Consider the following 14,016-nt stretch of genomic DNA (forward strand, 5'->3'; position numbering starts at 1 on the left):
GATGACTGAAACGTCTTCTACCGTATCGCGTATCGGGATTTATCCGGGCACCTTTGACCCGGTAACCCAGGGGCATATGGACATTATTCGTCGGGCGACCCGGATCGTCGATCAGCTGATTGTCGGTGTTGCGATCAATGCCGGCAAAGGCCCGATGTTCGGGGTCGAGGAACGCTGCGCACTGGTTGAAGGTGCGCTCAAGGCTGCGGGCGGTGAAGTTGCCGCCCGTACCTCAGTAAAGCCATTTTCTTCGCTTCTGATGCAGTTTGCGCAGGAAAACGGATCAAGCACCATTATCCGTGGCCTGCGCGCCGTATCGGACTTTGAATATGAATTCCAGATGGCCGGGATGAACGCCCGGCTGTCGCCGGAAGTTGAAACCGTGTTTTTGATGGCGTCTGACAAACAGCAGTTTGTTTCTTCGCGCTTTGTGAAGGAAATCGCCCGTCTGGGCGGGGATGTCACTGAATTTGTGCCCGCGAACGTGCTTAAACGCCTGCACGAAAAGCTGGCAGAAGAAAAGGAATAACGCAGGCCATGCGTCTTTTTCGTCTATTTTCAATTATCGCACTCGTACTAGGATTTATCACCATGTCCACTGGAAACGACGCCGTCGCACAGGATCTGGAGAACACGCTTTATCTTGACCTGAAAGATGGCCGCGTTGTGATCCAGCTTCGCCCGGATCTGGCACCGAACCATGTTGCCCGGATCAAGGAACTCACCCGTGAAGGCTTTTACGATGGGCTGAAGTTCCATCGTGTGATCGAAGGCTTCATGGCCCAGACGGGTGATCCCAAGGGTAATGGTACCGGCGGTTCGGGCCAGAAACTCGATGCCGAGTTCTCCAGCGAACGTCACGTGCGTGGCACCGTTTCCATGGCGCGCTCGGCCAATCCGAACAGCGCGGATTCCCAGTTCTTCATCGTCTTTGCCGATGCACCGCATCTTGATGGCCAGTACACCATCTGGGGCGAAGTGACCGAGGGCATGGAATATGTCGACATGATCAAAAAGGGTGCACCTTGGGCCAATGGCAGCGTTGCCGACCCGGATCAGATCGTCAAAATGCAGGTTGCTGCTGACGCGCAATAATCGCAGCTATCAAATCATTGCAACCGAAAGCCGTCCCTTTGTGGGGCGGCTTTCGCGTTTTTGGGGCTGAATGCGCAAAAAGAGCCAAAATATGGAAAACAGGTGTTGACCGATGCCGCCTGTGCCATTAAAACGCGCTTCACCAACCTTGAGGGCCCGTAGCTCAGTTGGTAGAGCAACTGACTTTTAATCAGTTGGCCACAGGTTCGAATCCTGTCGGGCTCACCAATAAGCCCCTGAAACCTAACCGGTTTCGGGGGCTTTTTATTTGTTCAAAATTCCCTTCCCGAATTTTCCGATCCTGATGGCCCGGCGCTGTTTTCGCCGTGGTGATATCACGATCCTCGTCATGGCATTTCAGGATGTTTTTTGAGGGTGATTTTTCGGCATTTTCGATCTTTTCATGGCTGATGTGCATCTTCGCATAAAAAGGGGGGTTGACCGATGCCGCCCAGCCCATTAAAACGCCGCTCACCAACGTTGAGGGCCCGTAGCTCAGTTGGTAGAGCAACTGACTTTTAATCAGTTGGCCACAGGTTCGAATCCTGTCGGGCTCACCAATTCAAAACCCCTGGAACCCAGAAGTTCCGGGGGTTTTGCATATCCGGCTTTTGCCACCCTGTTTCCTCGTCCGATAACGCCATTCTCGCCTTGTCCGGTACGTCCCTGCATGATCCGTTTGGGGCAGGGAGCAATGACATGAAAATCTTGTCCGGCTTGCTGGTTGCGATTGCATCGCAATGCCGTTTACTGTAAAGAATGCAAATCAGTTTCAAATGCACCAGAGCAGGACTTCTGGTGATGATCAATTTTGTGATCGGGAAAGTTACATGTCTGACCCTGTAAATTCATCGGCCGCATCCACGGATGCGCAAACCCCGCTTTCTTCCGATGGCGCACTGGCCCCGGTGGGCGCTGACACTGCGACCGGAAACCTGAATGCGGACGGCTCTGTCATGGTGGACCCGAATACCGGGCTTGCCATTGATGCAAGTGCAACGACCCAGTCAAATGGCATGCTTGACGGCTTTGTCGGTCTGCCGGTGATCGAACAGGTCGACCGGGCCGGTGTTGTCGGCTGGGTGCTGGCGGCCATGGCCCTGATCGGCCTGGTGGTTTTCTTTTACAAGCTGGTGGGTTTCCTGCGGCGCGGTGTTTTTGCCGATGGCTTTGTAAAGGACGTCGAACGTCACCTGAGCTCAGGTGACGAAGAACAGGCTGCCGAGGTTCTGGCACGTCGTCGCCATCCGGCGGCCCGTATCGGTCTTTCGGGCATGACGCTGCCGGTAAATTCTGCTGATGACCGTGAAGCAGCATCGGATCTGATTGCAGCACGTGCACGCAAGGAAATCGATGGGCTGAATGGTGGACTGCGCATTATGTCTGCTATTGCGGTGCTCAGCCCGCTTCTGGGCCTGCTGGGGACGGTTATGGGCATGATCGAGGCGTTCCAGCGCATGGAGGGGGCCGGAAGCCGTATTGACCCGTCTGTGCTGTCTGGTGGTATCTGGTTGGCACTTCTGACGACGGCCATTGGCCTTGTGGTCGCGATCCCGGCAACCGCGTTCCATATGTGGATGCAGGGTGTGATTAGCCGTGCAGCGGCCACCATGGAAGATGTCTGCACGCTGGTGGTCAATCGTGGTGAACTGGCCCAGAAGGCACTGCACCGCGTTTCCAACGTTTCCGAACTGCGCCACGCCGCCGAATAACCCCCGTTTCCGGAAGTCGCCCCATGCAGCTGCGCGAACGCAACAGCGGTTCATCACCGATGATCGGTCTGACCCCGCTGATTGATGTTGTCTTTATCCTGCTGATCTTTTTCATGCTGGCCTCAAGCTTCCTTGATTGGAAGGGGTTTGAGATGTCGGTCAGTATCACCGATGGCAGATCCACCAGCCAAAGCGATACCCGCCCGGTCACGGTCGAGGTCGATGTGAATGGCGGCCTGTCGATCAATGGCAATGCGATTGCGCTATCCAACCTGGCACCGACACTTCTGCGCAATCATGACGGCGCACCGGTTCGCCTGCGCCCGGTCAATGGCGCCAATCTGCAGCGACTGGTCGAAGTGATGGATACGCTGGGGCGTGGTGGTGTGACGGATGTGGAGTTCATCGAATGAAGCGCCGCATCCAGATTGCCGAAGACGGACCGGTTCAGGAACCGATGTTGCCTTTGATCAACATCGTCTTTCTGCTTTTGATCTTTTTCATGATTGCCGGAAGTTTGCAAAAGCTTGGCCCCTTTGAAGTCGACCCACCGGCCAGCCAGACCGCTGAAGGCCAACCCGAAGACACGATTGTTCTTTGGTTTGGCAGCAATGGCGAGATCGGGATTGATGATCTGACCGGCGGGCTTGATCGCCTGTCGTCGATGTTGCCCGCTGATTATATCGGCCGTCCGGTTGAAATCCGTGCCGACCGTGAGGTCGAAGGGGCAAAGGTCGTGACCCTTCTGGCACGCCTTCAGGAACTTGGCATCGAGAAGGTCCAGTTGATGACTGCAATGCAGCCGGGTCAGGAATAGCATGTCCAAACGCGTTGACCTTTTGATTGCAACCGGTTTGACCGGCCTTGTCCTGACGGGTGGCATCGTCCTTGCCATGCCAGACCCGCAGCCATCGGGTTGGGGCGGGGCAGGGGCCGTGCAAAGCATCAGCATTTCGCTTGGTGCCGGGCAGTCCGAAACGGGCGAGGCCCAAACCGATGCCGAAAGTGCCGAGGCGGTGGACAGCACCGCGGCCGAGGTGCCCGAGGAAATCGTCGAACCCGATCCCGAGCAAGAGACAGAACCTGAACCGGTCCCCGAAGAAGTGGTCGAGCCCGAGCCTGAACCGGAACCCGAGCCGGAAGTGATCCCGGAGCCTGAGCCGGAGCCGGAACCCGAAATCGTCGAAGAACAGCCCGAGCCGATCCCTGAACCCGAACCGGTTGTCAAAGAGGTCGTCGAGCCGGAGCCTGAGCCCGAGCCGGTTGTCGAACAGGAGCTGGCCGAAGTCCTGCCGGTGCGGATGAAGCCGAAACCGCCTGTGGAACAGCCCGAAGCCCCCAAGCTGCCCGAGCCGGTCGAACAGGCCGCCCAGCCAACGCCACAGCCCTCCGGGCTGACGAACTCGGTCAAGTCTGAGGGGACGGTTGGCGAGACATCGGAAAGCCAGGCAGCAAGCTCATCGACCGGTAGTGGTGGCGGTGCCGCAAGTCAGGCGATGATGGTCGATTATCAGTCATCGGTGCTTGAGACACTGGCGCGCTTCCGCGAATATCCCGAACGCGCCATGCGCCGCCGGATCGAAGGCGAGAACCGCATTCGTCTTGTCATTGCGCGTGACGGCACGGTGCTTGAAGCAACCATGGTGACGTCGAGCGGATCAAGCATCCTTGATCGCGAAACCGAACGGCTAATCGAACGGGTACGGAAATTCCCGCCATTCCCCGATGAGATGACCGAGCAACAGGTCACCTGGACCGTGCCGGTGGCCTATCAGCTGCACTAGAACCAAAAAACGCCAGCCTTTCGGGGCTGGCGTTTTTGTTTGGCATTACCCCGTCCGAGGCGCGCGACCGCTAGGGTCGCAAACCTCGGAACAGGGGAGGTTTAAGATGTCAGTTTGGTGATGAAGGCATCGACATCTCTACGCAGTTGCTCGGAATTCTGTTTTAGTGTCTGCGATACTTCTGAAACGTTCAAGGCGACCGAACTGGTTCGGGTTGCTGTGCCATTGACGGTCTCAAGGCTGCTGTTGACCTCGCGGTTGGCCGACGATACCGCGTTGATGTTGCCACTGATTTCCGTGGTTGCTGCAGCCTGTTGTTCGACGGCGGCCGAGATCGCCGTAACAGAATCAACAATACTGCTGATCTGACCGGCAACGCCATGGATGGCATTAACCGCCGCCACCGTGCTTTGCTGCACATTGTTGATTTGTTCGGTAATGTCGCCAGTGGCCTTGGCTGTCTGGTTGGCAAGGTTTTTGACCTCGCTTGCGACAACGGCAAAACCTTTACCGGCTTCGCCTGCACGCGCGGCCTCAATTGTCGCGTTAAGGGCAAGCAGGTTGGTCTGACTTGCGATCTTGTCGATCAGGTCCACCACAGTTCCGATTTGCTCTGCGGCGGTATTAAGGGCCTCAATCGTATCCGAGGTCTGACGCACAGAATCTTCGACATCACTGGAAATGGTCGATGCGCGCGAGACCTGGCTTGAGATTTCTCGAATGGAACTATCAAGTTCCTCCGCCGCACCGGCAACCGTGGTCGCGTTGTCGGCGGAAATCTCTGCAGCACCGCGGGCTTTTTCAACTTCGCCCTGGGTTTCCTGCATGCTGGTCATCAGGGTTTCAGATGCCTGTGACATATCCGAGGCCGAGCTGGAAACGGCAGAAACAACTGTCCCGATGATCTTTTCGAACTCATCGGACATTTCCTGCAGCTTCTTGTAATAGGTTTTTTCGGTCTCTTCGTAATAGACCGTGATGGCCATTTCGACATCGACCAACAGGGCATTGGTGCAAGCGATGACCATAGTGGGGAGTTGGGCATCGCGGTGGAAGTTTTTGCACAGGACGAGTGTGATTTCGCCCAACATGAAATTATAGGCCGACACATAGGATTCCGGCGTCAATCCGATGCGTTCATGGGCCTTGCCGATGCGGCGGACCTCTTCATAGAACTCCTCGTCAAAAGTGCCGTCAAAGAGTTTTGCCCAGTGCTTGCGCTGGGCGTTCTTGAGGCCGTCGATATTGGACGGATCGCCAACGATTTTGGCCAGCTCGGCGTTACCCATCACTTTTCGATAGAATTCATCAAGCATGGCGGGCAGGTTTTTCTCGATCACTGGCCATGCCCGAATGAGCTGTTTGATCTTCGGTTCGTCCAGTCCAATGAAGTCAAGACGGCGTTTTAGCTCTGGATGCATCACTTTTGGTCCCCCACAAACGGCGAATAGCTTGGAACACTTCAAAACGGGGCGATCTAACTTTAGGTTGGTCTGAAGATGAATAGTTCGACTATACATAAGGTTATATTTTTATGTTTTTAAGGGGGGCTGGATGCGGTTTTTTCGATAAATTTGCCCGGATAGCGCGAAAATCTGGAAAAAATTTCTCATTTCCAACGCTGCGACGTCATAGGGGTGTGTATACCTTTGGTTGATCGGAGGCCCCTATGCCTATCAATGCCACGCAGCTGCGTACCCTTGTTGTCAAACCGGTTCTGGCCGCTCTTGGATTGCCTGCACCTGATGTCGCGGAAAACCTGATCATGGGGACGGCTGCCCATGAGAGCCATCTTGGCGATTACATCGAACAGGTCGGCGGAGGTCCGGCCCTTGGAATTTTTCAGATGGAGCCGGCAACCCTTCATGATTGCTATGAAAATTACCTTGATTACCGTGCTGACCTGAAAGCCAAGGTCGATGGTTTTTTGGCTCCTCAACCGGCACAGTCGGATGGCACACCGAACAAGGATGCCCAACTGGCGACCAATCTGGCTTACGCGACCGCCCTGTGCCGCATTCGTTATTACCGCGCACCGACCGCGATGCCGACCGATCCGAATGACGTCAACGGGCTGGCTGCCTATTGGAAGCAGTACTACAACACCCCCCAAGGCGCCGGGACGGTTGAACAGTTTGTCGCCGATTACAATCGCTACCTTGGGTCGTAAAAGTACCAAGACGGCCCGAAAGCCTTAATTCCGTAGCGTCACGGAAAAATATTTCCCATTTTCCGCAAAAATAGTGGAAAACGGCGACCGTTTTAGCCAAAATCCCCCTCCGCAGGCCGGTGGTTGCGCAAAAAACCACCAAAACACAAGAATCTAAGGGGATCGAAATGAAACGTCGTCAGTTCCTTAAAGGGGCGGGATTGGGTGCAGGTGCGGTTGCTGCTTCTGTTGCAGCACCGGCTGTCGTATCCGCGCAGGAAACGCTGAATTGGCGCATGGTTATGCCATGGCCGAAAGGCACGCCGGGGCTTGGCACCAATGCCGAAAAATTCGCCGCCATGGTCAAGGAGATGTCGGGTGGTCGCCTGAACATCACCATTTATGGTGCTGGCGAACTGGTGCCGCCGTTCGAATGCATGGATGCGGTCGAACAGGGCGTGGTCGAAATGGCGCACGGTACCCCTTATTACTGGCAGGGTAAAAACCCGGCTCTCAACTTCTTCTCGACCATTCCGTTCGGTCTGACCGCGTGGGAGCTTTCAAGCTGGATCCGCTTTGGCGATGGCCAGAAGCTTTGGGAAGAAGCCTACAACGAATTCAATGTCGTTCCGTTCTACGCCGGTAACTCCGGCATGCAGGCCGGTGGCTGGTTCAACAAGGAAATCAATTCCCTTGATGACCTGCAGGGCCTGAAAATGCGCTATGCCGGTCTTGGCGGCGAAGCAATGCGCCGTGCCGGCGCCAACGCCACCATGATCCCGCCGGGTGAAATCCTGCCGGCGATGCAGTCGGGCGCAATTGACGCGGCCGAGTGGGTTGGCCCGTGGAACGATATGGCCTTTGGCCTCTATCAGGTTGCTAAATACTACTACACCCCGGCCTTCCATGAGCCTGGCCCGGGTCTTGAGATCTTCGTTGGCAAGGACAAGTTCAACGAACTTGGCGCTGATCTGCAGGCGATCATTCGCTTTGCCGCACAGGCGATTGCCGAAAACACCTTTGCCGACTTCACCTTCAACAACATCCAGTCCTATCAGCCGCTGATCGACAAGGGCGTTGAAGTGCGTCAGTTCCCTGATGAAGTCATCATGACGCTGGCCGAACATTCCAAGGCTGCTGTTGATGAAATCGCTGCCCAAAACGATCTGTCGGGTCGGATTGCAGCCAGCTACCTTGATTTCACCAAGAAAGCTGCACGTTATGGCAAGGAGTTCGAAGCTACCGGACTTCTGCACCGTGCAAAGGTCTGGGGCTACTAAGACCAGACTTTAAATCTTTGTCGGACCTAACGGTTCGACCCCCGATCAGGGACTGCCAGCTTGGCAGTCCCTTTTTGTTTGGTCTTATGGTTGAAGATTTGTCGATGAAATGTCGATGTCATGCGCTCAGTGCGATGCAGCATCCCGCAATCGTTAATTGTTGCCTGCGCCAAAAACCGTAACTTTGGCCGCAAACAAGGTTACGAAATTAGCTTCGTGAACTTTTTACGCAAAATTTTACCAATATTGGGAGCCCCACAATGAAACGTCGCGCGTTTCTGGGCGGCGCTGGCGTTGCCGCAGGCGCATTTGCCGCCACTGCCGCCGCACCATCGATCGTCAAAGCCAATGACACCATCAACTGGCGTATGGTTATGCCCTGGCCAAAAGGGACCCCGGGTCTTGGTGCGAACGGCGAACTGTTTGCCGAGCGTGTCAACAAGATGTCCGGCGGTCGCCTGAACATCACCGTTTACGGTGCGGGCGAACTGGTTCCGGCTCTTGAATGCATGGATGCGGTCGAGCAGGGCGTTGCCGATCTGGCACATGCCACCCCGTATTACTGGTTTGGCAAGGACCCGGCTGTTTCGTTCTTCACCACCATTCCGTTTGGTCTGATGGCGTGGGAGCTTTCCGGCTGGCTGCGTTTTGGCGGTGGTCAGGCGCTTTGGGATGAACTGTATGCCCAGTTCAACGTCAAGCCGTTCCTGGCTGGTAACACGGGCCTTCAGGCCGGTGGCTGGTTCAATAAGGAAATCAACTCGGTCGAAGACCTGCAAGGTCTCAAAGTCCGTTATGCCGGTATCGGTGGCGAAGCCATGCGCCGTCTGGGTGCGCCCCCGTCGCTGCTTCCGGCTGCAGACATCCTGCCAAGCCTGCAGTCTGGTGCGATTGACGCGGCCGAGTGGGTTGGCCCCTGGAACGATTATGCCTTTGGCCTCGCATCGGTTGCCAAATACTACTACACCCCGGCATTCGCCGAACCGGGTTCGGGCATCGAAGTCTTCATCAACAAGGACAAGTTCGCAGAACTGCCCGAAGACCTGCAGGAAATCGTTGCTGTTGCCGCGCAGGCCAATGTTGAGCAGACCCTGTCGGACTTCACGTTTAACAACGTTCAGTCCTATCAGGCGATCCTTGATAAAGGTACCGAGATCCGTCACTTCAATGACGATCTGATCAATGCCTTTGCCGGTGCTGCCAAAGAAGCGGTTGAAGAAATTGCCGGCAAGAATGACCTCAATGGCCGCATCTATGCGTCGCTGATGGACTTCGCCAAGAAAGCCGCCCCGTACGGCAAGGAATTCGAGGCAACCGCGCTTAACCAGCGCGCCAACGTCTTTGCCAACGGCAACTACTAAGCTTTACGCACATCCAAATGAGAAAGGCCGGCACCTTCGGATGTCGGCCTTTTTTGTTTTCGCGATTTAATCGGGCTTAGTGAACTGTCGGCGCGTTCGGGGCGGCGGGCAGGTCAAAGGTGAACCTGTCCTGATCCTTGAGATCTTCGTTCGCAGCACGTTTGACCAGTTCGGCGGCCAGCACCAGCGATGTTTCAATCGCCCATTTAAGCTGTTCGACAGCGCCTTCATTCCCGGCATTAAGCGCCTCTGGCAGGATGCGTTCCTGCAGGAACTTGGCGACACCGGCAAAGGCGCGTGCGGCACTTTCGCAATTGTTGCGCTCAACCATGAAGCGGCCGGTCTGTTCAATCGCATCGGAAATCCCGGCCAGATGGCCCATCATGATACGGATTTCCGCGTCATCGGTTTCGGTTTTCTTGGCAACGAACCGCAGGATACCGGCGTAAAAGCCATAATCAGAAGCCATCTGAACCACGCTTTCCTTGATCTTTGGTCTCAAATCGATTTGCGCCGTTTTAGACAATAACGCCCCCGTGGTATAGTCCCCGATCAGAGTTTATCCTAACCGCCTGAATTGGCGGCCGGAATAGAAGCCGGTTACAGAATGACACACAGGGCTACGCGCGGATGATCCAGGGCGGACTGATCTTTATTGTTGCCATGACCTATATCGGGTTGTTGTTTGCCATTGCCCATTATGGCGACAAATACGCCGACAAGTGGCGCTCATCCAAGCTCAAACCATCGATCTATGCCCTGTCGATGGCGGTCTATTGCACAAGCTGGACGTTTTTTGGTTCGGTGGGGTCGGCTGCGACAGACGGTTGGGCGTTCCTGCCGATCTATATCGGCCCGATTGTGGTGATGATTGTCGGCTTTGGCATCATGACCAAGATCGCCCGCGTCTGTCATAAGCAAAACATCACCTCCATCGCCGATTTCCTCGGCTCGCGCTATGGCAAAAGCCAAAGCCTCGCCGCCCTGGTGGCCCTCATCGCGGTGGTGGGTGTGCTTGCCTATATTTCGCTGCAGCTCAAAGCCGTTTCGATGTCCTTTGATGTGCTGATCGGCGATCTTGGCGAACAGGTTGTCCGCCATTCCGAAGGCCATTTTTCCAAGGATACCGCATTTTATGTCACCATCCTGATGGCGGTTTTCGCGATCCTGTTTGGTGTACGTTATATCCACGCATCCGAACATCACGACGGACTTATTCTGGCGGTGGCGTTTGAAAGCCTGGTCAAGCTGGCTGCGCTTTTGATGGTCGGCTTCTTTGTTGTCTACGGGATGTTTGATGGCTTTGCCGATATCAATAAACGGGCGTTGGCTGATCCAACGGTACGGCAACTTTTCCTGCCTGATACCTGGCTGACATCGAACTTCTTTATCGCCACCATGCTGGCGGGCTTTGCCATTTTCTGTCTGCCGCGTCAGTTCCACGTCACCTTTGTTGAAAATGATGACAGCCGCAACCTGACCAGCGCGCGCTGGCTGTTCCCGGCCTATCTGATTGCGATCAACATCTTTGTCGTGCCGATTGCGATTGCCGGTCTGTTCATGTTTGGCCATAACCCGGCGGTCAATCCCGATACCTTTGTTCTGACCTTACCCTTGCTGGGCGGGCAGAACTGGCTGGCGGTATTTGCCTTTATCGGCGGGCTTTCGGCCAGCACCGGCATGGGGATTGTGTCCTGTGTCGCGGTGTCGACCATGGTCTGTAACGATCTGGTCATGCCGCTTTTGCTGCGTTCCGAGCGCCTTCAGAAACGCATGTCTGGCGATGTCAGTCAGGTGCTTTTGAAAATCCGCCGTGCGGCCATCATTGTCATCTTGTTTCTGGCCTATGGCTTCTATCGCTTCTTGGCGGAAAACTATGCACTGGCCGATATCGGCATCCTGTCCTTTGCCGCCATGGCGCAGTTCGGCCCGGCGGTTCTGGCGGCGATCTATCTTAAAAACATCAACCGGACCGGGGTGCGGTTGGGGCTTCTGTCCGGTTTCGGCCTTTGGGCCTATACGCTTCTGATGCCGACCTTTGTGCAGGGGGGCTTGCTGCCATCCTCGATCCTGACAGACGGACCGTTTGGCATTGGCATTTTGAACCCGCAGGCGCTTTTGGGGGTTGGGATTGAAGATCATTTGACCCACGGGGTTGTCTGGTCGCTTGGGGTCAACTTCGTTTTGATGTTTGTTGGCTCTGCCGTTGGGGTGCAGGGTGTTACCCAACGCCGTCAGGCACAGGTCTTTGTCGATGTCTGGCGCAAGGATACGCGGGCACGCAATGATACCTGGCCGGGCCGGGTGACGCTGGGCGATCTTGAAGACTTGGCTGCGCGTTTCCTGGGTAAACACTGGGCACAGCGCGCCTTTCGCAATTACCTGCAAGCACGTGACGGTGAAACCAAGCGTTCCGATATTGCCGACGTCGATGCCGCGAACTTTACCGAACATTTGCTGTCGGGTGCTGTGGGGGCTGCATCCTCGCGCGTGGTGATGGCGTTGTTGTTGCCGGATAAGGCTGTTTCACGCCGTGATGCGATGGAGCTGCTTGATGAAGCGTCCGAGGCCATCAAGTTCAACCGCGACCTTCTGCTCAACACGCTTGAAAACATCTCGCAAGGGGTAGGGGTGTTTGATCAGAACTTGCGCCTTGCGACATGGAACCATCGTTTCATTGATCTGCTGGGCATTTCGACCAGCGATATTCAGGTAACACTACCGCTCTCCGAACTTGTTCATATCTGCCGCGATAACGGCAACCGGGCGGTCGACATTGATATCCTGCTTGGCCGGAATGCCGCCCCGCAGATGCGCCGTTTGCCCCACACCTATGAGCGCAAGCGTGCCGATGGCATGGTGCTTGAAGTCCGCACCAACCCGATGCCTGATGGCGGCTTTGTCGCCACCATTGCCGATATCACTGCGCGCGTGCGCACCGAAGAAGCGCTCCGTGATAGTGAACGCAACATCCGGATCTATACCGACAACATCCCGGTGATGATTGCCTATGCCGATAAAAATCAGCGCCTGCGCTTTACCAACCGCCCTTATGAGCGGATGTTTGGCCTGAGAAGGGTTGAGGCACACGGCATGTCGGTCCGCGAAGCGGTGGGCGAGGAGCGCTATGTCCATCTCGCACCCATGATCGAGCTGGTGCTGCAGGGCTATCGCCAAAGTTTCGAGATCGAATTCCCCGCCATCACGCGCAACCGCAATGACGAACGCGCCACCCTTGGCGTGCGCGAAGGCCGCTATGCCGAGGGCACCTATATCCCGCACTTTGATGAAACCGGCGAAGTGCTGGGCTATTTCTGCATCTATCATGACATCACCGAGCGCAAGACGGCAGAACAGGCACTCAAGGAAGCCAACGAGGGCCTCGAAGCCCGCGTGACCGAACGAACGCACGCGTTGGAAGTCCTGAACTCCGAACTCTCGGATGCCAAGGAGCAGGCCGAAACCGCCAACGACACCAAAACCCGCTTCTTTGCCGCCGCCAGCCACGATCTTTTGCAGCCGCTGAATGCCGCGCGCCTGTTTACGGTAGCACTTGGCGGCAAGCAGGGCTTGGCCGAAGACGTGCTGGATCTGGTCGGCAAGGTCGACCTATCGCTTAAGGGCGTTGAGGAGTTGCTCAATGAACTCCTTGATATCTGCAAGCTCGATGCAGGTGCGATGCAGCCGACCGTGCGGGACTTTGCCATTAATGATGTGTTGGGCGCGCTTGAAACCGAATTCGGCCCGATTGCCGAAAATGCGGGGCTCAGCTTCAAGGTCCATAAACGCGATCTTTGGGTGCGCAGTGACAGTCGACTGCTTAGGCGTATCCTGCAGAACTTCATTTCCAACGCCATGCGCTATACCCGCACTGGTGGGGCGGTGGTCGGCTGCCGTGTCCGTGGGGATAAGCTGAAACTGGAAGTCTGGGATAGCGGGCCGGGCATCCCCGAAGACAAACTGAAAATCATCTTCCGCGAATTCCATCGCCTTGAAGGCCCGGAAACCGCGGATGTGAAGGGACTTGGCCTTGGCCTTGCCATTGTGGACCGTCTTGGCAAGTCGCTGGGTCACCCGGTTTCGGTGCGCTCCCGCCCCGGTCGTGGCACGGTCTTCTCGGTCGAAGTGCCGCTTGGTGTTGCCGACACAACCGCCACTCCAAAACCCAAACGTCGCATGGCGGGCGAGTTGGGCGGCTTACGCGTGCTGTGCCTTGATAACGAACCCGATATCCTTGATGGCATGCGCGCCATGCTGGAAAACTGGGATTGCGTCGTTGTCACCGCCCAATCCGGCAAGCTGGCCGAAGATGCCCTGACCAAGGCCGAGGACGGTAAACAACCCTTTGCACCGGATATTATCCTTGCCGATTACCATCTTGATTCCGGCCAAACCGGCCTAGATGTCTTAATGCGGCTGCGTGATGTTCACGGTGTTAACGTTCCTGGCGTCATCATCACCGCCGACCGCTCAACCGAAACCGCCGACTTGATCGCCGAGCAAGGATTCTCCCTGCTTAACAAACCCCTCCGTCCGGCCAAGCTGCGCGCCCTGATGACACGGGCGCTTAACCGGTTGGAGAGTGATGCGGTGGCATGACCACCCTAACGAGTGGGCGCTATGCTCTGGACATGT

General features: G+C 56.0%; 12 protein-coding genes and 2 tRNA genes. 12 read left to right on the forward strand and 2 right to left on the reverse strand.

The features are described 5' to 3' along the window. The first annotated feature begins 1 nt into the window (after window position 1). From coaD to CMO10_RS04095, 8 genes are all read left to right on the forward strand, one after another. The gene (gene coaD, locus CMO10_RS04060) at window positions 2–529 is read left to right on the forward strand and encodes a pantetheine-phosphate adenylyltransferase (protein WP_044826656.1); all 528 of its coding nucleotides are present in this window, start codon (window positions 2–4) and stop codon (window positions 527–529) included. Window positions 530–591: 62 nt separating this feature from the next. Continuing rightward, the gene (locus CMO10_RS04065) at window positions 592–1,095 is read left to right on the forward strand and encodes a peptidylprolyl isomerase (protein ID WP_297018989.1); all 504 of its coding nucleotides are present in this window, start codon (window positions 592–594) and stop codon (window positions 1,093–1,095) included. Window positions 1,096–1,247: 152 nt separating this feature from the next. After that, window positions 1,248–1,323, forward strand: a tRNA-Lys gene (locus CMO10_RS04070). A 256-nt stretch (window positions 1,324–1,579) separates the two neighbouring features. Beyond that, window positions 1,580–1,655: transfer RNA gene (locus tag CMO10_RS04075), tRNA-Lys, on the forward strand. A 270-nt stretch (window positions 1,656–1,925) separates the two neighbouring features. Beyond that, window positions 1,926–2,807, forward strand: coding sequence for a MotA/TolQ/ExbB proton channel family protein (locus tag CMO10_RS04080; protein WP_297018990.1), 882 nt, complete (start codon window positions 1,926–1,928; stop codon window positions 2,805–2,807). Window positions 2,808–2,830: 23 nt separating this feature from the next. Then, window positions 2,831–3,220, forward strand: a complete 390-nt coding sequence (locus tag CMO10_RS04085) for an ExbD/TolR family protein (protein ID WP_297018991.1) — start codon at window positions 2,831–2,833, stop codon at window positions 3,218–3,220. Then, on the forward strand, window positions 3,217–3,624 hold the full coding sequence (locus CMO10_RS04090) for an ExbD/TolR family protein (protein WP_008892304.1): 408 nt from the start codon (window positions 3,217–3,219) through the stop codon (window positions 3,622–3,624). Before CMO10_RS04085 ends, CMO10_RS04090 begins: the two co-directional genes overlap by 4 nt. Window position 3,625: 1 nt before the next feature. Beyond that, window positions 3,626–4,591, forward strand: a complete 966-nt coding sequence (locus CMO10_RS04095; RefSeq protein ID WP_297018992.1) for an energy transducer TonB — start codon at window positions 3,626–3,628, stop codon at window positions 4,589–4,591. Window positions 4,592–4,692: 101 nt separating this feature from the next. Here the strand turns inward: CMO10_RS04095 and CMO10_RS04100 are convergent, their stop codons facing one another. Further along, window positions 4,693–6,012, reverse strand: coding sequence for a globin-coupled sensor protein (locus CMO10_RS04100; RefSeq protein ID WP_297018993.1), 1,320 nt, complete (start codon window positions 6,010–6,012; stop codon window positions 4,693–4,695). Window positions 6,013–6,260: 248 nt separating this feature from the next. Here CMO10_RS04100 and CMO10_RS04105 point away from each other — a divergent pair, with 248 nt between their 5' ends. From CMO10_RS04105 to CMO10_RS04115, 3 genes are all read left to right on the forward strand, one after another. Then, the gene (locus tag CMO10_RS04105) at window positions 6,261–6,761 is read left to right on the forward strand and encodes a hypothetical protein (RefSeq protein ID WP_297018994.1); all 501 of its coding nucleotides are present in this window, start codon (window positions 6,261–6,263) and stop codon (window positions 6,759–6,761) included. Between the two features lie 167 nt (window positions 6,762–6,928). Beyond that, window positions 6,929–8,020 (forward strand): TRAP transporter substrate-binding protein, encoded by a 1,092-nt coding sequence (locus tag CMO10_RS04110; protein WP_297018995.1) that lies wholly within the window; start codon window positions 6,929–6,931, stop codon window positions 8,018–8,020. A 260-nt stretch (window positions 8,021–8,280) separates the two neighbouring features. Beyond that, a complete protein-coding gene (locus tag CMO10_RS04115) occupies window positions 8,281–9,381 on the forward strand; it encodes a TRAP transporter substrate-binding protein (protein ID WP_297018996.1) in 1,101 nt (366 codons plus the stop codon). Between the two features lie 76 nt (window positions 9,382–9,457). Here CMO10_RS04115 and CMO10_RS04120 read toward each other — a convergent pair whose 3' ends face one another. Continuing rightward, on the reverse strand, window positions 9,458–9,850 hold the full coding sequence (locus CMO10_RS04120) for a hypothetical protein (RefSeq protein ID WP_297018997.1): 393 nt from the start codon (window positions 9,848–9,850) through the stop codon (window positions 9,458–9,460). A gap of 161 nt (window positions 9,851–10,011) precedes the next feature. On the opposite strand from CMO10_RS04120, the gene CMO10_RS04125 reads away from it, so the two are divergent. Beyond that, the gene (locus CMO10_RS04125) at window positions 10,012–13,980 is read left to right on the forward strand and encodes a hybrid sensor histidine kinase/response regulator (protein ID WP_297018998.1); all 3,969 of its coding nucleotides are present in this window, start codon (window positions 10,012–10,014) and stop codon (window positions 13,978–13,980) included. The last annotated feature ends 36 nt before the right edge of the window (window positions 13,981–14,016 follow it).

Source organism: Thalassospira sp. (assembly GCF_002709775.1).
GTDB lineage: Bacteria > Pseudomonadota > Alphaproteobacteria > Rhodospirillales > Thalassospiraceae > Thalassospira.